Source organism: Serratia sp. CY55921 (assembly GCF_052167655.1).
Lineage (GTDB): Bacteria > Pseudomonadota > Gammaproteobacteria > Enterobacterales > Enterobacteriaceae > Serratia > Serratia ureilytica.
In genome coordinates this window covers 420,922-439,020 of sequence record NZ_JBJNMU010000002.1, presented here as the reverse complement: position 1 = coordinate 439,020, position 18,099 = coordinate 420,922, and the positions used below count along the sequence as shown (strand labels likewise).

Annotated in this window: 16 protein-coding genes; 15 read left to right on the top strand and 1 reads right to left on the bottom strand. The window is 58.5% G+C overall.

Features of this window, described 5'->3' with window-relative positions; all coding sequences use genetic code 11:
- The first annotated feature begins 9 nt into the window (after nt 1–9).
- The 10 genes from infB to yedF all read left to right on the top strand — a co-directional run bounded on the left by infB (nt 10) and on the right by yedF (nt 11,611).
- Nucleotides 10–2,700: a translation initiation factor IF-2 gene (infB, locus tag ACJ8M3_RS15870; RefSeq protein WP_019453339.1), complete on the top strand. Its 2,691-nt coding sequence runs from the start codon at nt 10–12 to the stop codon at nt 2,698–2,700.
- Nucleotides 2,701–2,770: 70 nt separating this feature from the next.
- On the top strand, nt 2,771–3,181 hold the full coding sequence (gene rbfA / locus ACJ8M3_RS15865) for a 30S ribosome-binding factor RbfA (protein ID WP_004933508.1): 411 nt from the start codon (nt 2,771–2,773) through the stop codon (nt 3,179–3,181).
- Entirely contained in the window at nt 3,181–4,125 is a 945-nt protein-coding gene (gene truB / locus ACJ8M3_RS15860; RefSeq protein ID WP_089197614.1) for a tRNA pseudouridine(55) synthase TruB, read from the top strand. Before rbfA ends, truB begins: the two co-directional genes overlap by 1 nt.
- A 124-nt stretch (nt 4,126–4,249) precedes the next feature.
- Nucleotides 4,250–4,519: a 30S ribosomal protein S15 gene (gene rpsO / locus ACJ8M3_RS15855; RefSeq protein WP_004933502.1), complete on the top strand. Its 270-nt coding sequence runs from the start codon at nt 4,250–4,252 to the stop codon at nt 4,517–4,519.
- Between the two features lie 256 nt (nt 4,520–4,775).
- Nucleotides 4,776–6,893: a polyribonucleotide nucleotidyltransferase gene (gene pnp, locus ACJ8M3_RS15850; protein ID WP_016929321.1), complete on the top strand. Its 2,118-nt coding sequence runs from the start codon at nt 4,776–4,778 to the stop codon at nt 6,891–6,893.
- Nucleotides 6,894–7,021: 128 nt separating this feature from the next.
- Complete coding sequence (gene nlpI / locus ACJ8M3_RS15845; RefSeq protein ID WP_004933495.1) at nt 7,022–7,906, top strand: lipoprotein NlpI; 885 nt, start codon at nt 7,022–7,024, stop codon at nt 7,904–7,906.
- 116 nt (nt 7,907–8,022) lie between these two features.
- On the top strand, nt 8,023–8,103 hold the full coding sequence (yrbN, locus tag ACJ8M3_RS15840) for a protein YrbN (protein WP_099032700.1): 81 nt from the start codon (nt 8,023–8,025) through the stop codon (nt 8,101–8,103).
- Entirely contained in the window at nt 8,093–10,015 is a 1,923-nt protein-coding gene (locus ACJ8M3_RS15835) for a DEAD/DEAH family ATP-dependent RNA helicase (protein WP_033641661.1), read from the top strand. Before yrbN ends, ACJ8M3_RS15835 begins: the two co-directional genes overlap by 11 nt.
- A gap of 145 nt (nt 10,016–10,160) precedes the next feature.
- Nucleotides 10,161–11,375, top strand: coding sequence for a selenium metabolism membrane protein YedE/FdhT (gene yedE, locus ACJ8M3_RS15830; RefSeq protein WP_016929320.1), 1,215 nt, complete (start codon nt 10,161–10,163; stop codon nt 11,373–11,375).
- On the top strand, nt 11,372–11,611 hold the full coding sequence (gene yedF / locus ACJ8M3_RS15825) for a sulfurtransferase-like selenium metabolism protein YedF (protein WP_033641662.1): 240 nt from the start codon (nt 11,372–11,374) through the stop codon (nt 11,609–11,611). The genes yedE and yedF overlap by 4 nt, the downstream gene beginning before the upstream one ends.
- 37 nt (nt 11,612–11,648) lie before the next feature.
- Here the strand turns inward: yedF and ACJ8M3_RS15820 are convergent, their stop codons facing one another.
- Nucleotides 11,649–12,662 carry a luciferase-like monooxygenase gene (locus ACJ8M3_RS15820; protein ID WP_033644180.1) on the bottom strand — a complete coding sequence of 338 codons (1,014 nt, stop codon included), beginning with the start codon at nt 12,660–12,662 and terminating at the stop codon, nt 11,649–11,651.
- 232 nt (nt 12,663–12,894) lie between these two features.
- Between ACJ8M3_RS15820 and ACJ8M3_RS15815 the strand changes: the two genes are divergently transcribed.
- From ACJ8M3_RS15815 to ACJ8M3_RS15795, 5 genes are all read left to right on the top strand, one after another.
- Nucleotides 12,895–13,866 carry an HlyD family secretion protein gene (locus ACJ8M3_RS15815; protein ID WP_033638900.1) on the top strand — a complete coding sequence of 324 codons (972 nt, stop codon included), beginning with the start codon at nt 12,895–12,897 and terminating at the stop codon, nt 13,864–13,866.
- Nucleotides 13,848–15,002: an ABC transporter permease gene (locus ACJ8M3_RS15810; protein WP_028127576.1), complete on the top strand. Its 1,155-nt coding sequence runs from the start codon at nt 13,848–13,850 to the stop codon at nt 15,000–15,002. Before ACJ8M3_RS15815 ends, ACJ8M3_RS15810 begins: the two co-directional genes overlap by 19 nt.
- The gene (locus ACJ8M3_RS15805) at nt 14,999–16,138 is read left to right on the top strand and encodes an ABC transporter permease (RefSeq protein WP_016929316.1); all 1,140 of its coding nucleotides are present in this window, start codon (nt 14,999–15,001) and stop codon (nt 16,136–16,138) included. The genes ACJ8M3_RS15810 and ACJ8M3_RS15805 overlap by 4 nt, the downstream gene beginning before the upstream one ends.
- A 568-nt stretch (nt 16,139–16,706) precedes the next feature.
- Nucleotides 16,707–17,495, top strand: coding sequence for an alpha/beta hydrolase (locus ACJ8M3_RS15800; protein WP_033641663.1), 789 nt, complete (start codon nt 16,707–16,709; stop codon nt 17,493–17,495).
- 13 nt (nt 17,496–17,508) lie between these two features.
- Nucleotides 17,509–18,051, top strand: a complete 543-nt coding sequence (locus ACJ8M3_RS15795; RefSeq protein ID WP_060660029.1) for a chorismate mutase — start codon at nt 17,509–17,511, stop codon at nt 18,049–18,051.
- The last annotated feature ends 48 nt before the right edge of the window (nt 18,052–18,099 follow it).

Genomic DNA, 18,099 nt, shown 5'->3' with positions numbered 1-18,099 from the left:
AGGAACAGCATGACGACAGATGTAACCGTAAAATCGCTGGCAGCAGAGATTCAGACTCCGGTTGATCGCCTGGTACAGCAGTTTGCTGATGCAGGGATCAACAAGTCCGAGTCGGACTCTGTTACCCAGCAAGAAAAAGAAACATTACTGGCGCACCTGAACCGTGAACACGGCAGCGCGCCGGGTAAACTCACTTTGCAGCGCAAAACGCGCAGCACCTTGAATATCCCGAGCACCGGCGGTAAAAGTAAATCGGTGCAAATTGAGGTCCGCAAGAAACGCACTTATGTAAATCGCGATACGCAGGAAGCCCAGTTGGCTGAAGCGGCAGAGCAGGCACAGCGTGAAGCGGAAGAGCAGGCACGGCGCGAAGCGGAAGAGCTCGCAAAACGCGAAGCGGAAGCGAAGCGCGCAGCCGAAGAGCAAGCCAAACGTGAGGCCGCGGAGATTGCTAAGCGTAATTCAGCGGAAAAAGAAAAAGTGACCAATCAACATACCGACGAAATGACCAAGCCAGCTCAGGCGGAAAAAGCACGCCGTGAAGCCGAAGCCGCTGAACTGAAACGTAAAGCGGAAGAGGAAGTGCGCCGCAAGGTTGAAGAGGAAGCCAAGCGCGTGGCGGAAGAAGCCCGTCGCATGGCCGAAGAGAACGGCGAGAAGTGGGCCCAGGCCGACGCGGCTAGCGCTGCGGTTGAAAGCGCCGACTATCACGTGACCACCTCTCAGCACGCCCGTGCCGCTGAAGATGAAAACGACGCCAAAGTTGAAGGCGATCGTCGCAGCCGCACCCGCGGCGGCAAAGCCACCAAGCAGAAGAAAGGCAACAAGCTGTCCGAATCCAAAGCGGATCGCGAAGAAGCGCGTGCCGTTACCCGTGGCGGCAAAGGCGGCAAACGCAAGCCTAGCGCTCTGCAGCAGGGCTTCAACAAGCCGGCGCAGGTGGTTAACCGTGACGTGGTGATCGGTGAAACCATCACCGTGGCCGAGCTGGCCAACAAGATGGCGGTCAAAGGTTCTCAGGTCATCAAAGTGATGATGAAACTGGGCGCCATGGCCACCATCAACCAGGTTATCGACCAGGAAACCGCACAGCTGGTTGCCGAAGAGATGGGCCACAAAGTTATCCTGCGTCGTGAAAACGAGCTGGAAGAAGCGCTGATGAGCGACCGTGATACGGGCGCTGCGGCCGAGCCGCGCGCGCCGGTCGTGACCATCATGGGCCACGTTGACCACGGTAAAACCTCTCTGCTGGACTACATCCGCTCCACCAAAGTGGCGGCGGGCGAAGCTGGCGGCATTACCCAGCACATCGGTGCCTACCACGTAGAAACCGAGAACGGCATGATCACCTTCCTGGACACCCCGGGCCACGCCGCGTTTACCTCGATGCGTGCTCGCGGTGCTCAGGCGACTGACATCGTGGTTCTGGTGGTGGCGGCCGACGACGGCGTGATGCCACAAACCATCGAAGCTATCCAGCACGCGAAAGCGGCGCAGGTGCCATTGGTGGTTGCGGTGAACAAAATCGACAAACCGGAAGCCGATCCGGATCGCGTTAAGCAGGAACTGTCTCAGTACGGCGTTATGCCGGAAGAGTGGGGCGGCGAAGCGCAGTTCGTTCACGTGTCCGCGAAAGCCGGTACCGGTATCGACGAGCTGCTGCAGGCCATCCTGCTGCAGGCCGAAGTGCTGGAGCTGAAAGCGGTTCGCAGCGGCATGGCGAGCGGCGTAGTGATCGAGTCCTTCCTGGATAAAGGCCGTGGCCCGGTTGCTACCGTGCTGGTTCAGGAAGGTACGCTGAACAAGGGCGACATCGTCCTGTGCGGCTTCGAATACGGCCGCGTGCGTGCGATGCGTGACGAGCTGGGCCGTGAAGTGACCTCCGCCGGTCCGTCTATCCCTGTGGAAATCCTGGGTCTGTCCAGCGTGCCTGCAGCGGGTGACGAAGCGACCGTGGTGCGTGACGAGAAGAAAGCGCGTGAAGTGGCGCTGTACCGTCAGGGCAAGTTCCGCGAAGTCAAACTGGCGCGTCAGCAGAAGTCCAAGCTGGAAAACATGTTCGCCAACATGACCGACGGCGAAGTGTCCGAGCTGAACATCGTGCTGAAATCCGACGTACAGGGTTCTTGCGAAGCGATCAGCGACTCGCTGCTGAAACTCTCCACCGACGAAGTGAAGGTGAAGATTGTCGGCTCCGGCGTAGGTGGGATCACCGAAACCGACGCGACGCTGGCTGCGGCTTCCAACGCCATCATCCTGGGCTTCAACGTGCGTGCCGACGCTTCTGCGCGCCGCGTGATCGAAGCGGAAAGCCTGGATCTGCGTTACTACTCCGTGATCTATAACCTGATCGACGAAGTGAAGCAGGCGATGAGCGGTATGCTGGCGCCGGAATACAAGCAGCAGATCATCGGCCTGGCCGAAGTGCGTGACGTGTTCAAATCACCTAAGTTCGGCGCTATCGCCGGCTGTATGGTTACCGAAGGGACCATCAAGCGTCACAACCCAATCCGCGTACTGCGCGACAACGTGGTTATCTATGAAGGCGAGCTGGAATCCCTGCGTCGCTTCAAAGATGACGTTAACGAAGTCCGTAACGGCATGGAATGTGGTATCGGCGTTAAGAACTATAACGACGTGCGCGTCGGCGACATGATCGAAGTGTTCGAAATCATTGAGATCCAACGCACCATCGCTTAACGATTGCACATCTGCTTATATCTGTTTACGGGGGGCCTTTGTGCCCCCCGATTTGTCTGGAGAATCCAAAATGGCAAAAGAATTCAGCCGCGGTCAACGCGTGGCGCAAGAGATGCAGAAAGAGATTGCGATCATTCTGCAGCGTGAAGTGAAAGATCCGCGCGTCGGCATGGCGACCGTTTCCGGCGTGGAAGTGTCCCGCGACCTGGCGTATGCCAAGGTTTACGTCACCTTCCTGAACGTGCTGACCGAGAACCACGATCCGGATCTGGTCACCAACGGCATCAAAGCGTTGCAGGACGCTTCCGGCTATATCCGCACCCTGCTGGGCAAAGCGATGCGCCTGCGCGTGGTGCCGGAGCTGACCTTCGCTTACGACAACTCCCTGGTGGAAGGCATGCGCATGTCCAACCTGGTGACCAACGTGGTGAAGAACGACGCAGAGCGCCGTTCCGCCTCAGGCGATGACAAGGAGGATTAATGAGTCGCCCTCGTCGCCGCGGCCGTGACATCCACGGCGTTCTGTTGCTGGACAAGCCGCAGGGATTGTCGTCCAACGATGCGCTGCAAAAAGTAAAACGTCTGTACAACGCCAACCGAGCGGGCCATACCGGCGCGCTCGATCCGTTGGCGACCGGCATGTTGCCTATCTGCCTGGGCGAAGCGACCAAGTTTTCGCAATACCTGCTCGATTCCGACAAGCGCTATCGGGTGATCGCCAAGCTGGGGCAGCGTACCGATACCTCCGACGCCGACGGGCAGATCGTGCAGGAACGCCCGGTGAACTTCACCCAGGCGCAGCTCGACGCGGCGCTGGACACCTTCCGCGGCGACATCCAGCAGGTGCCGTCGATGTATTCGGCTCTGAAATACCAGGGCAAGAAACTCTACGAGTATGCGCGCCAGGGCATCGAAGTGCCGCGCGAAGCGCGCAGCATTACGGTGTACGAGCTGCAGTTTATCCGCTGGGAAGGGGATGAACTCGAGCTGGAGATTCACTGCTCGAAAGGCACCTACATCCGCACCATCACTGACGATCTCGGCGAGCTGCTGGGCTGCGGCGCGCACGTGATCTATCTGCGCCGCCTGCAGGTGGCGACTTATCCCATCGCGCGCATGGTGACGCTGGAACAGCTGAACGCCTTGGTGGCGCAGGCGCAGGAACAAGCGATCGCGCCCGGCGAGCTGCTCGATCCGCTGCTGATGCCGATGGACAGCCCGGTTGAGAACTATCCGGAAGTGAATTTGCTGCCGGTGGTGGCGGGTTACGTCAAGCAGGGGCAACCGGTGCAAGTGGCCGGCGCGCCGGCATCCGGCCTGGTGCGCATCACCGAGGGTGAAGAGCGAAAATTCATCGGCGTTGGCGGCATCGCCGAGGATGGTCGCGTGGCGCCGCGCCGCCTGGTGGTCGAGCATTTCGACTGACGGCGGGGCACTGCGTCGCCTTGCGATCGCACTGCGCTAAGAGTAGAATGGCGCAGCTTATGCATTGGGTTGCTGAATTAGAGATCGGCGCCTGTTTTTATTATCTATAATCTGGAGTATTACAATGTCTCTAAGTGTTGAAGCTAAAGCTCAAATCGTAGCTGATTTCGGTCGTGGTACTAACGACAGCGGTTCTACCGAAGTTCAGGTTGCCCTGCTGACTGCGCAGATCAACCATCTGCAAGGCCACTTCTCCGAGCACAAAAAAGATCACCACAGCCGTCGTGGTCTGCTGCGTATGGTTTCTCAGCGTCGTAAGCTGCTGGACTACCTGAAGCGTAAAGATGTAGCACGTTACACCAGCCTGATCGAGCGTCTGGGTCTGCGTCGCTAATCTAGCAAGTTTCAGTGGAAAGGGGCCTATTTTGGCCCCTTTCTTCTAGGAAGCATAAGCAAATCAGGTTAATGTATTACTGATGTTTCCAAACAGGTTCTTCCGTTACAGAGGTTCGCGCGGCTAATGAGAGGCTTTATCTCCCGCCTGAGATAAGGATTGTCATTAGTCGCGAGGATGTAGTGAGAAGGCAAATCGAGTCACAGGCGTGTCGAGTCGTCAATGCGATTGCGCGCCGTTAATCAAGGATATAATTTTGCTGACACCGATCATTCGCAAATTCCAGTATGGCCAGCATACCGTCACCATCGAAACCGGTATGATGGCGCGTCAGGCCACCGCCGCCGTTATGGTGAGCATGGATGACACCGCCGTATTCGTTACCGTCGTTGGCCAGAAAAAAGCCAAGCCGGGCCAGAGCTTCTTCCCGCTGACGGTGAACTACCAAGAGCGTACCTACGCCGCCGGCCGTATCCCGGGCAGCTTCTTCCGCCGCGAAGGCCGTCCGAGCGAAGGCGAGACCCTGACTTCCCGTCTGATCGACCGCCCGATCCGTCCACTGTTCCCGGACAGCTTCCTGAACGAAGTTCAGGTGATCGCGACCGTGGTTTCCGTTAACCCGCAGGTGAACCCGGACATCGTTGCGATGATCGGCGCCTCTGCCGCCCTGAGCCTGTCCGGTATTCCGTTCAACGGCCCAATCGGCGCCGCGCGCGTAGGTTACATCAACGATCAGTACGTACTGAACCCAACGACCGACGAGCTGAAAGAAAGCCGTCTGGATCTGGTGGTTGCCGGTACCGCCGGCGCGGTGCTGATGGTGGAATCCGAAGCTGACGTGCTGAGCGAAGATCAGATGCTGGGCGCCGTGGTGTTCGGCCACGACCAGCAGCAAGTGGTTATCGAAAACATCAACGCGCTGGTTGCCGAAGCCGGCAAGCCGAAGTGGGATTGGCAGGCGCCTGCGGTCAACGAAGCGCTGCACGCGCGCGTGGCTGAACTGGCCGAAGCTCGCCTGGGCGACGCTTACCACATTACCGAAAAACAAGAGCGTTACGCTCAGGTTGACGCGATCAAAGACAGCGTGGTTGAAACCCTGCTGGCGCAGGACGAAACGCTGGACGCCGGCGAAATCCAGGACATCCTGGGCACCGTCGAGAAGAACGTGGTGCGCAGCCGTGTACTGCGTGGCGAGCCGCGTATCGACGGCCGTGAAAAAGACATGATCCGTGGCCTGGATGTGCGCACCGGCGTACTGCCGCGCACCCACGGTTCCGCGCTGTTCACCCGTGGCGAAACTCAGGCGCTGGTTACCGCGACCCTGGGCACCGCGCGCGACGCACAGAACCTGGACGAGCTGATGGGCGAGAAGACCGACAGCTTCCTGTTCCACTACAACTTCCCTCCGTACTCCGTAGGCGAAACCGGCATGGTCGGTTCTCCTAAGCGTCGTGAAATCGGTCACGGTCGCCTGGCGAAACGCGGCGTATTGGCTATGATGCCTAAACCGGAAGATTTCCCGTACACGGTTCGCGTGGTGTCTGAAATCACCGAATCCAACGGTTCTTCTTCCATGGCTTCCGTGTGCGGCGCGTCTCTGGCGCTGATGGACGCCGGCGTGCCAATCAAGGCTGCCGTTGCGGGTATCGCGATGGGCCTGGTGAAAGAAGCCGACAACTATGTGGTTCTGTCCGACATTCTGGGTGACGAAGATCACCTGGGCGACATGGACTTCAAAGTGGCCGGTAGCCGCGACGGTATCACCGCGCTGCAGATGGACATCAAAATCGAAGGCATCACCCGCGAAATCATGCAGGTGGCTCTGAACCAGGCCAAGGGCGCGCGTCTGCACATCCTGGGCGTAATGGAACAGGCTATCAGCACTCCGCGCGGCGATATCTCCGAATTCGCACCGCGTATTCATACTATCCGCATCAACCCGGATAAAATCAAAGACGTGATCGGTAAGGGCGGTTCCGTTATCCGCGCGCTGACCGAAGAGACTGGCACTACCATCGAAATTGAAGATGATGGTACAGTTAAAATCGCTGCGACCGACGGTGAGAAAGCGAAATTCGCTATCCGTCGCATCGAAGAGATCACGGCAGAGATCGAAGTGGGCCGTATCTACCAGGGTAAAGTGACCCGTATCGTTGATTTCGGCGCATTCGTCGCTATCGGCGGTGGTAAAGAAGGCCTGGTGCACATTTCTCAGATCGCCGACAAGCGCGTTGAGAAAGTGACCGACTATCTGCAGATGGGTCAGGAAGTGCCGGTTAAGGTACTGGAAGTTGACCGTCAGGGCCGCGTGCGTCTGAGCATCAAAGAAGCGATGGCGCCGGAAGCAGGTTCACCTGCGCCTGAAGCAGAATAACTGTATAGATAGTTTTACAGCTCCCCGCCACGGGGTTGGGAGCTGTTCGTATCGCGCGGGTAGGATGCCCGCGTTTTAGCAAACGGAGGACAGGACGTTCATCCAATGTTTGTCTTCGGGAGTGGGAAATGAAGCCTTTCTTGCGCTGGTGTTACGTTGCGACAGCACTCATGCTGGCAGGATGCAGCAACCATGATTGGCGTAAAGACGAAGTTTTGGCAATCCCGTTGCAGCCTACGTTGCAGCAGGAAGTGATCCTGGCGCGCATGGAACAAATTCTTGCCAGCCGGGCACTGACGGATGACGAACGCGCACAGCTTTTATATGAGCGCGGTGTGCTGTATGATAGCCTCGGGTTACGTGCATTAGCGCGCAATGATTTCTCGCAGGCGCTGGCGATACGTCCCGACATGCCGGAAGTTTTCAACTACCTGGGCATTTACTTAACGCAGGCAGGCAATTTTGATGCTGCCTATGAAGCGTTTGATTCTGTACTAGAGCTTGATCCAACTTACAATTACGCGCGTTTAAACCGGGGCATCGCACTGTATTATGGCGGCCGCTTCCCGTTGGCGCAGGATGATCTGCAGGCGTTTTATCAAGACGACCCAAACGATCCCTTCCGTTCGTTATGGCTGTATCTGGTGGAGCGAGAAATCGATCCCAAGAAGGCCGAGGTAGCGCTTCAGCAGCGCTATGACAAAGCGGACAGAGGGCAATGGGGATGGAATATTGTCGAATTCTACCTGGGCAAGATCAGCGAAAAAACGCTGATGGAACGCCTCAAGGCAGATGCAACGGATAACACTTCGCTCGCTGAGCATCTCAGTGAAACTGACTTCTATTTGGGTAAACACTACCTGAGTCTGGGGGACAAGGACACCGCTTCGGCGCTGTTCAAACTGACGGTGTCTAACAACGTTCACAACTTCGTTGAGCACCGCTATGCATTGTTGGAATTGGCGCTTTTGGGCCAAGAGCAAGACGACCTATCGGAATCGGACCAGCAATAGCTGACGAACACCTATCAGCCTGATGAACATTGGTTTTTAACCAAAGTTATCGCCTTAACGGGCGAGGGCTTTTTTGTTCGTTTTATAATCTAATTTGAGCCGGTTCACACTTTTCAATGAAAATGACTGAAAATTTTCTCGACGAGTTATGTAGACTGGCTGCCATTATTAATGAGGCACGTGTACATGACGACTGAGTTTGAAACCTCTTTTGCTGATCTGGGGCTGTCTGCTCCAATCATTTCCGCCCTGAACGATCTGGGCTATGAAAAACCATCTCCGATCCAGGCTGAGTGTATTCCTCACCTGTTGAACGGCCGCGACGTGCTGGGCATGGCACAGACCGGTAGTGGTAAAACTGCAGCGTTCTCGCTGCCGCTGCTGCACAACCTGCAGGCAGACCTGAAAGCACCTCAGATCCTGGTGCTGGCACCGACCCGCGAACTGGCGGTTCAGGTTGCTGAAGCGATGACCGATTTCTCCAAACACATGAACGGCGTTAACGTGGTAGCCCTGTACGGCGGCCAGCGTTACGACGTGCAGCTGCGCGCTCTGCGCCAGGGCCCGCAAATCGTTGTGGGTACCCCAGGCCGCCTGCTGGACCACCTGAAGCGCGGCACCCTGAACCTCTCCAACCTGAGCGGTCTGGTGCTGGATGAAGCCGACGAAATGCTGCGCATGGGCTTTATCGAAGACGTAGAAACCATCATGGCTGAGATCCCGGCTGAACATCAGACCGCGCTGTTCTCCGCCACCATGCCGGAAGCGATCCGTCGCATTACCCGCCGCTTCATGAAAGAGCCGCAGGAAGTGCGCATCCAGTCCAGCGTCACCACCCGTCCGGACATCAGCCAGAGCTACTGGTCGGTCTACGGCATGCGTAAAAACGAAGCGCTGGTGCGTTTCCTGGAAGCCGAAGACTTTGACGCGGCGATCATCTTCGTTCGTACCAAGAACGCGACCCTGGAAGTGGCCGAAGCGCTGGAGCGCAGCGGTTACAGCAGCGCCGCGCTGAACGGCGACATGAACCAGGCGCTGCGTGAGCAGACCCTGGAGCGCCTGAAAGACGGTCGTCTGGATATCCTGATCGCCACCGACGTTGCGGCCCGTGGCCTGGACGTTGAGCGCATCAGCCTGGTTGTCAACTATGACATCCCGATGGACTCCGAGTCTTACGTTCACCGTATCGGCCGTACCGGTCGTGCGGGCCGCGCCGGCCGCGCGCTGCTGTTCGTGGAAAACCGCGAACGCCGCCTGCTGCGCAACATCGAACGCACCATGAAGCTGACCATCCCGGAAGTGGAGCTGCCGAACGCAGAACTGCTGGGCGAGCGTCGTCTGGCCAAGTTCGCCGCGAAAGTTCAGCAGCAGCTGGAAAGCAGCGATCTGGATCTGTACCGCGCGCTGCTGACCAAACTGCAGCCGGAAGAAGAGCTGGATATGGAAACCCTGGCCGCAGCGCTGCTGAAAATGGCTCAGGGCGAACGTCCGCTGATCCTGCCACCGGATCCGGTCTTCAAGCCGCGTCAGCGTCGTGAGTTCAACGACCGTGACGATCGCCGCGGCGACCGTCGTGACAGCCGCGACAGCCGTGACGGCGATCGTCCGCGTCGCGAACGTCGTGACGTTGGCGAAATGCAGCTGTACCGCATCGAAGTGGGCCGTGACGATGGCGTAGAAGTCCGTCATATCGTTGGCGCTATCGCTAACGAAGGCGACATCAGCAGCCGTTACATCGGCAACATCAAGCTGTTCGCTTCCCACTCCACCATCGAGCTGCCAAAAGGCATGCCGGGCGAGATCCTGAATCACTTCACTCGCACTCGCATCCTGAACAAGCCGATGAACATGCAGCTGCTGGGCGATGCGCAGCCGTTCGAACGTCGCGAGCGTCGTGACGGCGGCAACGGCGGCGAGCGTCGCGGCAACGGTCGTCCGTTCAACGGCGAACGTCGCGAAGGCGGCCCACGTCGTTCCTTCGGCGAACGTCGTGAAGGCGGTAACGGCGGCGAGCGTCGTGGCGGTAACTACAACCGTGACGGCAAGCCGGCGCCACGCCGTGATGACGGCGCCCCGGCGGCACCACGTCGTCGTTTCGGCGACGCGTAATCGCCGATTCACCGTTCGCGGTGAGCGCTCTGAAAAACCAGCCTGCGGGCTGGTTTTTTTATGCCTGAAAATTGCCGTCAAACGCCCCTGAATGGCGTATCATTCATAAGGTTTTTTCTTACGGATGATATGCACGGGAGATGCCATGAGTTGGCAGCAGTTCAAATCTCAATACCTGGTGCGCTTTTGGGCACCGCTGCCGGCGGTGATCGCCGCCGGGATCCTCTCTACCTACTACTTCGGCATGACCGGCACCTTCTGGGCAGTGACCGGCGAATTCACGCGCTGGGGCGGCCATGTGCTGCAGTGGTTCGGTCTGCACCCTGAGCAGTGGGGCTATTTCAAGGTGATCGGTTTGCAGGGCACGCCGCTGGAGCGCATCGACGGGCGCATGATCATCGGCATGTTCGCCGGCTGCATCGCCGCCGCGTTGTGGGCCAACAACATCAAGCTGCGTCAACCGCAGCATCGCATTCGCATCGTCCAGGCGCTGCTGGGCGGCATCATCGCCGGTTTCGGCGCGCGCCTGGCGATGGGGTGCAACCTGGCGGCCTTCTTCACCGGCATTCCTCAGTTCTCGTTGCACGCCTGGTTTTTCGCGCTGGCGACCGCCGCCGGCTCTTACTTCGGCGCCAAATTCACGCTGCTGCCGATGTTCCGCATCCCGGTCAAATTGCAAAAGGTGAAGGCCGCCGCGCCGCTGACGCAGAAGCCTGAGCAGGCGCGCCGCCGCTTCCGGCTGGGCATGGCCGTCTTCGGCCTGGCGGTGGCCTGGTCGCTGTGGACACTGTTCGATGCGCCGAAGCTCGGCATCGCCATGCTGTTCGGCATCGGCTTTGGCCTGCTGATCGAGCGCGCGCAGATCTGCTTCACTTCGGCGTTCCGCGATCTGTGGATCACCGGCCGCACCCACATGGCGAAAGCCATCATCATCGGCATGGCGGTGAGCGCCATCGGCATCTTCAGCTATGTGCAGCTCGGCGTGGCGCCGAAGATCATGTGGGCCGGCCCGAATGCGGTGCTGGGCGGTTTGCTGTTCGGCTTCGGCATCGTGCTGGCCGGCGGCTGCGAGACCGGTTGGATGTACCGCGCCGTGGAAGGGCAGGTGCACTACTGGTGGGTGGGGCTGGGCAACATCATCGGCGCTACGCTGCTGGCCTATTACTGGGACGACCTGGCGCCGGCGCTGGCGACCGACTACGACAAGATCAACCTGCTCGATACCTTCGGCCCGATCGGCGGCCTGCTGGTGACTTACCTGCTGCTGGCGCTGGCCTTCGCCGCCATGCTGTGGTGGGAGAAACGCTTTTTCCGCGCCCGGCCTGAGGCGCAGGTGGTGAATTTGAGGAGCATGCCATGAAAGCGACAACGATAGTGCCGGACTACCGGCTGGACATGCTGGGCGAGCCTTGCCCATACCCGGCGGTGGCGACGCTGGAGGCGATGCCGCAGCTGAAACCGGGGGAGATCCTGGAGGTGATCAGCGATTGCCCGCAGTCGATCAACAACATCCCGCTCGATGCGCGCAACCACGGCTACAAGGTGCTGGATATCCAGCAGGACGGGCCGACCATTCGCTACCTGATCCAGCGTTAACGCCAAGGCGGTGGGGATCCCACCGCCTCTTCGCTTTTTAGCCCTTCACGATGTCGCCCTTCACGCCAGCGACGATCTCGAACGAACGCAGCCGCGCCTGATGATCGAAAATCTGGCCGTTGACCATGATCTCGTCGGCATCGGTTTCACGCAGCAGCGTTTGCAGCCCGTGGCGCACCGTTTTTTCATCGCCGACGATCGACATCCGCAGCGCCTGCTCGACGCCGTATTGCTCGCCGGCGGTCCACAACGCGTGAATGTTATCCACCGGCGGCGGCAGCGGGCCGGGCGAACCGCGACGCAGATTGATGAACTGCTGCTGCATCGAGCTGAACAGGAAGCGCGCATCGCGGTCGCTGTCGGCGGCGATCACGTTGACGCACACCATGGCGTGTGGCTGCGCCAGCTGTTTGGACGGTTTGAAGTTCTCGCGGTACAGCTGCAGCGCCTGGAACAGCATATCCGGGGCGAAGTGTGAAGCGAAGGCGAACGGCAGGCCAAGCTGCGCCGCCAGCTGTGCGCTGTAGAGGCTGGAACCGAGCAGCCAGAGCGGCACATGCAGCCCCTGGCCCGGCACCGCCTGCACCGGTTGCCCGGGCTGCGCGTCGCAGAAGTAGTTTTGCAGTTCCTGCACGTCGCGCGGGAAAGTATCCACGTCGCTGGACAGGTGGCGGCGCAGCGCCATCATGGTGCGCTGATCGGTGCCGGGCGCGCGGCCCAACCCCAAATCGATGCGCCCCGGGTAGAGCGACTCCAGCGTGCCGAATTGTTCGGCGATCACCAGCGGCGCATGGTTTGGCAGCATCACGCCGCCGGAACCGAGGCGAATGCTCTGGGTGCCGGCGGCCAGATAGCCCAGCAGCACCGAGGTGGCGGCGCTGCCGATGCCGGTCATGTTGTGGTGCTCGGCCAGCCAGTAGCGCTGGTAGCCCCAGCCTTCGGCGTGCTGCGCCAAATCCAGCGAACAGTGGAAAGCGTCGCGCGCCTTGGCCCCTTGCGGGATTGGCGATAAATCCAGTACCGAAAGCGGTACGGCAGTGTGTTCAGTCATGACATCGTCCATCAGAGAGTGGATCGCTTAAAGGGCGATTGCAGGAGTCTGCATACTAAAAGGCCGAAAAAAAGATGCTTTTTAGTGTTAAAAGCATAATCCAATTTATAGTTATAAAAGAGGAGATATGTGCTTGTGATATCCTCATGAGTGCAATGGTGTTTTTTGGAGCAATTTGAGACATGGAAATGATTATCCCCGCCCGCCGCTTACCGTTCCGGGAGCTGACATAATGAAAAAAAAGACGCTGTTTACCCTGTTGCTGATGTTGGCGGCGATCGCATTGGCGATCCTGTTCCGCGCGCACAATCAGGATCTGTTGCTGCAGGGTGAAGTGGATGCCCCCGAAGTGATCGTCGCATCCAAGGCGAAAGGCCGGGTCGTTGAACGCCTGATCGAACGCGGCGACGACGTGAAAAGCGGCCAACTGATCATTCAACTTGATAGCCCCGAACTGATGGCGCAACTGCGTTCCGCACAGGCGACGCGCGACGAGGCCAAGGCACAGCTCGAGCTGTCGCTGCACGGCACCCGTGAAGAGAGCATCCGCAACCTGCGCGCCAACCTGGCGCAGGCCGAGGCGCAGTACCGCAATGCGCAAAACGACTACAACCGGAACCTGAGCGTGGCCGGCAAGGGCTATATCTCGAAGTCCGAGCTGGACGCTTCGCGCCGGTCGCGCGACACCGCCTTCCAACAGGTGCAGGCCGCCAAGGCCAATCTGGATGAAGGCATCAACGGCGACCGCGTTGAGCAGCGGCAGCAATATGCGGCGGCGCTGCGGGCGGCGGAAGAGAACCTGCTGCAGATCCAGGCGCAGAGCGACGATCTGCAGGTGAAAGCGCCGGTAGACGGCGAAGTGGGGCCGATCCCGGCCGAGGTGGGCGAATTGCTGAACGCCGGCAGCCCGCTGGTGACGTTGATCCGGGTGCCGGACGCCTACTTCGTGTTTAACCTGCGTGAAGACATCCTGGCCCACGTGCGCAAAGGCGACAAGGTCAAGCTGCGGGTGCCGGCGCTGAAGGACAAAATGATCGACACCGAGGTGCGCTACATTGCGCCGCTGGGGGATTACGCCACCAAACGCGCCACCCGCGCCACCGGCGACTTCGACCTGAAAACCTTCGAAGTGCGCCTGTATCCGTCACAGCCGGTGGACGGCCTGCGTCCGGGGATGAGCACCTTATGGCAATGGAAAGAGTAAGGGCCGGCTGGCGCTGCTTCAGTCACGCGTTCGACAAAGAGTGTCGCGTCGCCTTTCGCAGCCCGGTGGTGCACTGGCTGAGCTGGATCTTTCCGCTGATCCTGTTTGCGCTGATCAGCAGCAACTTCTCCGAAGGCACGCTGCTCGATCTGCCGGTCTCGGTGGTGGACAGCGATCACAGCCCGCTGTCCAAATCGCTGACGCGGCGGCTGGACGCCGGTTCGCACGCCCACGTCGAGGCTTACGGCGGTGGGTTGCCGGAGTCGCTGAGCCGCCTGCGCAGCGCGCAGGATTACGCGTTGCTGTATATCCCGCCGGACCTTGAGGCCAACGCGCTGTCGGGCAAACAGCCGAGCGTGGTGATGTACTACAATGCGTTGTTCTACGGCGCCGGGCTGTACTCCACCCAGGACTTTGGCGGCCTGATGAACGAAATCAACGCCAGCACCCGCAGCATCATCGCCACCGAGATGGGCAAGACGCTGCCGCCGTTGGCGGACGTGACGCTCTCCTACGGCAGCCTGTTCAACGCCAGCGGCAGCTATATCTATTACCAGCAGTTCGCCGCCACCATCCATCTGCTGCAGCTGTTCGCGGTGACCTGCATGATCTACGTGCTGGCGCGCAGCAAGTCGCTGCTGCAGGCCAAGCCGTTCAGCCTGGCGCTACTCGGCAAGCTGGCGCCGTACACGCTGTGTTTCACCACCCTGCTGATGGTCGAGATCGCGGCGCTGGTGGGCATCTTTGACGCCCGCGTCAGCGGCAACCCGCTGTTTATGCTGATGATTGGCCTGTTCTACGTGATGGCGGCGCAGAGTATCGGCCTGCTGCTGTACACCTTTACCGGCAGCACCATCACCGCCTACAGCCTGATCGGTATTTTGGTCAGTATCGCGATGACCTTCTCCGGCATGGCGGTGCCTGAGCTGTCGATGCCGCTGCCGGCGCGCATCATTTCCAACATCGAACCGCTGACCCACGCGCTGTACGCGATGTTCGACGTGTTCCTGCGGCAGGTGCACGCCAGCGCCATCTTCAGCGTGTGCGCGCTGCTGGCGGTCTATCCGCTGGTGGCCGCGCTGCTGGTGCGCAATCGCCTGCCGGCGCGGTTGGCAAAAGAGGGGAACGCCGGATGAAGCTCTATTGGCAAACCTTCGTTAAGGTGCTGCTCGGCATGCTGGAGCGGCCGGTGTGGCTGATGCTGATCCTGTCGCTGTGCATCATGAGCCTGGTGTACGCCAACCGCACGGTGTGGGATCTGCCGGTGGGGGTGGTCGATCAGGATCACAGCACCGCCAGCCGCCAGCTGATCCGCCAACTGGACGCCACCTCCAAGATCGCGATTGAAACCTACGACAGCCTGGAACAGGCGCAGCGCGATCTCAGCTGGCGCAAGCTGTTTGCGGTGATCATCATGCCGGTGGATCTGGAGAAGAAAATTCTCAGCGGGCAAAACATCGTGGTGCCGGTCTACGGCGACGCCACCAACCGCCTGGCCAACGGCCAGATCCAACAAGACGTGGTGGCGGCCTATCAGCAACTGCTGACGGAGTACAACAACGGGCTGCTGCTGCGCAGCGGCTTCAGCGAACGGCAGGCGCAGATACTGCTGACGCCGATACTGGGACAAACGCTGGACGTGTTCAACCCCGGCATCAGCTTTGCGGCGATCATCTTCCCCGGGCTGTTGGTGATGCTGTTGCAGCACTCGTTGCTGATCGCCTGTATCCGCGTCAATATCGCCATGAAAAGCATGCCCGGCGGCAAAGCGCCGCTGGCGGCGCACCTCGGCGGGCTGACGGCGCTGCTGCCGATCTGGCTGTTCCTGTCGATCGTGCTGTTCGTGCTGTGGCCGTGGGTATTGGGCTATAGGCAGACGGCGAACATCGCCGAACTGCTGCTGCTGACCTTCCCGTTCCTGCTGGCGGTATTGGGGCTGGGCAAGCTGGTGACCGAGTGCCTGCGCAGCGTCGAGATGATCTACCTGACGCTGGCGTTCATCACTACGCCGGTCTTCTACCTGTCCGGCACCATCTGGCCGCTGCAGTCGATGCCGGCCTGGGTGCGCGCCATCTCGTACAGCATTCCCTCCACCTGGGGCACCAAGGCGATCGCCGGCGTCAACCAGATGGGGCTGTCGCTGAATGAAGTGTGGGGCGACGTGGTGATGATGCTGATACTCGGCGTGGTCTACACCCTGCTGGGCTTCGGCGTGGCCTTCTTGCGCAACAGCGTGGCGCTGCGCGGGATGTTCAGGAAGCGGCGGGCGTAAGGGGAGGCATTGATGCCTTTCCCGGTGACGTCAAAAGATAATTAATCCAATGGGTTATTGCGTTATTCCCGCGGCCGGCGGGGATAACGCAAAGCGACCACAACCCGGCAATCGGGTTTCGGCCGCGCATAAACTCTCCTCGCTAACGACACGCAGCAACCCCTTCTTGAAATTCGGTCTGGCCCGCCGACAATCACGCACGCCTTCAATCACGCCTGTTTGTGTTGCAGTGTTATGTTCTCTTTTTGATAAGGCTATTCCTAATTCTTTCAACCTTATCATCCCTAAAAAATAACCCTTCGACTATTTAGCCAAAAGTGATATTTGCCGGGATAGAACATTGCTTATCCAATTTTAATTGTTATATTTCTATTTCGCTCAAAATGATTAGATCTTCTTAATTGTTGGTGTGTGTGATGAACTCCTCGGGATTTACGATCTTAGCGTGCGGAAATCATTAATTGTAGGGTAATTAAATGGATTGCTCGCTCATAGTCATGAGATTGGTCTGTAAACGGGATGTTTCAGATAGGTGCCGTTATGTAATAAATATGAAGGAGCATGATGTATGACGGGTAAGTTAAGCGTTCAAACGGTTCTGTTTGAATATCATGGACAAAAATATAAGGTCTTCCTGGCATGCGATAAACGGCATGTTGGGTGCAACGAATTAAATCCGTTGTATTTTTTAGATGCCAACAGACACTTTGAGACCCTAATTAAGGCGGGTTATCACGGTGATGATGTATCCCCTGTGCTTTATATTGGAATCGGTTATCAGGAGGGGGTCGATATTAAGGCGGCTCGCACATTTGACTATACGGTGAGCGATGGCAGCGAGCGCTTTAAAGACGGGGGCGGAGCGGAGCAATTTTATCGATTTATTCAGGATGTCGTCAAACCGTGGGTCGAATGTCGTTTTAAGGTCAATAAGCAAATGCAAACGCTGGCGGGGCATTCGTTTGGCGGGCATTTCACCTTATACGTGGCGTTTCATCATCAAACGGCTTTTCAGCGCTATGTTGCCGCCAGTCCCGCGCTCTGGTGGGCGAATGGCGCAGTGCTGCCCGAAGGCGACGTTAAGCTTGCCGCAAGCATTGATTGGTTATCGCTGCTCTTAGGCAGCCGCGAGGAGCGGGCGGAGCCGGACAGTACCGATCTTGAGAAAGAGATCTTCCAGCGCATAGGGGATAACCCAAGGTTGAATGTCAGGAATCTGGCGTCGCAGTTAGTGAAAGACGGCGAGCGCTGCAGCTTCGAGTTTCTTCCCGGGCGCAAACATCCGGCGGTGGCAAAAGATTATGCACGCATAGCGAATTTCGTTGCGAGCCAAAAACCACTGCCAACAGGGCTGTGACAGGAGAGGTTAAATGGATTTTAAAGTGACGAGAGGGTTGCTGCTTTTGGCTGGATTATTTTTCTCTATCACGGCGGTGGCAAAGCCTATTCAAACCGACGAGACCGCCTCATTGATTAACCAGCGATTGTCTTACATGAAAGACGTTGCCGGGTATAAGGCAAACAACCATCTGGCCATTGAGGATTTGCCTCAGGAAGCCAACGTATTGGCCAACTCAGTCCGCGAGGCGGAAGCATTGGGATTGGATGGCAAGTCGGTGGCTCCTTTTATACAGGCGCAAATGGATGCGGCCAAAGCGATTCAGTATCGCTACCGGGCAGACTGGCTGTCGGCGCCGGAAAACGGCTGGCAGCCTGAATCGCTGGACAGTGTGAGAGCGAAAATCAGCCGGTTGAATACCCAGATTTTGACCAGCGTCAGCAATAAATTGAAGAAAGGCGAGCGCTTTAATGACAGGTTTGTTTTTATGAAATCCCTGGAACAAACCCACCTGAAAGTTGGCGATAAAGAACGCCTGTGGCAGTCATTAAAGCGAATTGCGTTGAAAAGGTAATCGCCTGCCGTTGTTCTGGCTGAATGCGCCCGATGTGTGGTTTCGGGC

Bases quoted from the DNA above. Each gene is read 5' to 3' on its own strand.
- ACJ8M3_RS15795 (WP_060660029.1), top strand. From the start codon at position 17,509: ATGGATTTTAAAGTGACGAGAGGGTTGCTGCTTTTGGCTGGATTATTT.
- ACJ8M3_RS15815 (WP_033638900.1), top strand. From the start codon at position 12,895: ATGAAAAAAAAGACGCTGTTTACCCTGTTGCTGATGTTGGCGGCGATC.
- rpsO (WP_004933502.1), top strand. From the start codon at position 4,250: ATGTCTCTAAGTGTTGAAGCTAAAGCTCAAATCGTAGCTGATTTCGGT.
- nlpI (WP_004933495.1), top strand. From the start codon at position 7,022: ATGAAGCCTTTCTTGCGCTGGTGTTACGTTGCGACAGCACTCATGCTG.
- ACJ8M3_RS15810 (WP_028127576.1), top strand. From the start codon at position 13,848: ATGGCAATGGAAAGAGTAAGGGCCGGCTGGCGCTGCTTCAGTCACGCG.
- ACJ8M3_RS15805 (WP_016929316.1), top strand. From the start codon at position 14,999: ATGAAGCTCTATTGGCAAACCTTCGTTAAGGTGCTGCTCGGCATGCTG.
- ACJ8M3_RS15835 (WP_033641661.1), top strand. From the start codon at position 8,093: ATGACGACTGAGTTTGAAACCTCTTTTGCTGATCTGGGGCTGTCTGCT.
- rbfA (WP_004933508.1), top strand. From the start codon at position 2,771: ATGGCAAAAGAATTCAGCCGCGGTCAACGCGTGGCGCAAGAGATGCAG.
- truB (WP_089197614.1), top strand. From the start codon at position 3,181: ATGAGTCGCCCTCGTCGCCGCGGCCGTGACATCCACGGCGTTCTGTTG.
- yedE (WP_016929320.1), top strand. From the start codon at position 10,161: ATGAGTTGGCAGCAGTTCAAATCTCAATACCTGGTGCGCTTTTGGGCA.
- infB (WP_019453339.1), top strand. From the start codon at position 10: ATGACGACAGATGTAACCGTAAAATCGCTGGCAGCAGAGATTCAGACT.
- ACJ8M3_RS15800 (WP_033641663.1), top strand. From the start codon at position 16,707: ATGACGGGTAAGTTAAGCGTTCAAACGGTTCTGTTTGAATATCATGGA.
- yrbN (WP_099032700.1), top strand. From the start codon at position 8,023: ATGAAAATGACTGAAAATTTTCTCGACGAGTTATGTAGACTGGCTGCC.
- yedF (WP_033641662.1), top strand. From the start codon at position 11,372: ATGAAAGCGACAACGATAGTGCCGGACTACCGGCTGGACATGCTGGGC.
- ACJ8M3_RS15820 (WP_033644180.1), bottom strand. From the start codon at position 12,662: ATGACTGAACACACTGCCGTACCGCTTTCGGTACTGGATTTATCGCCA.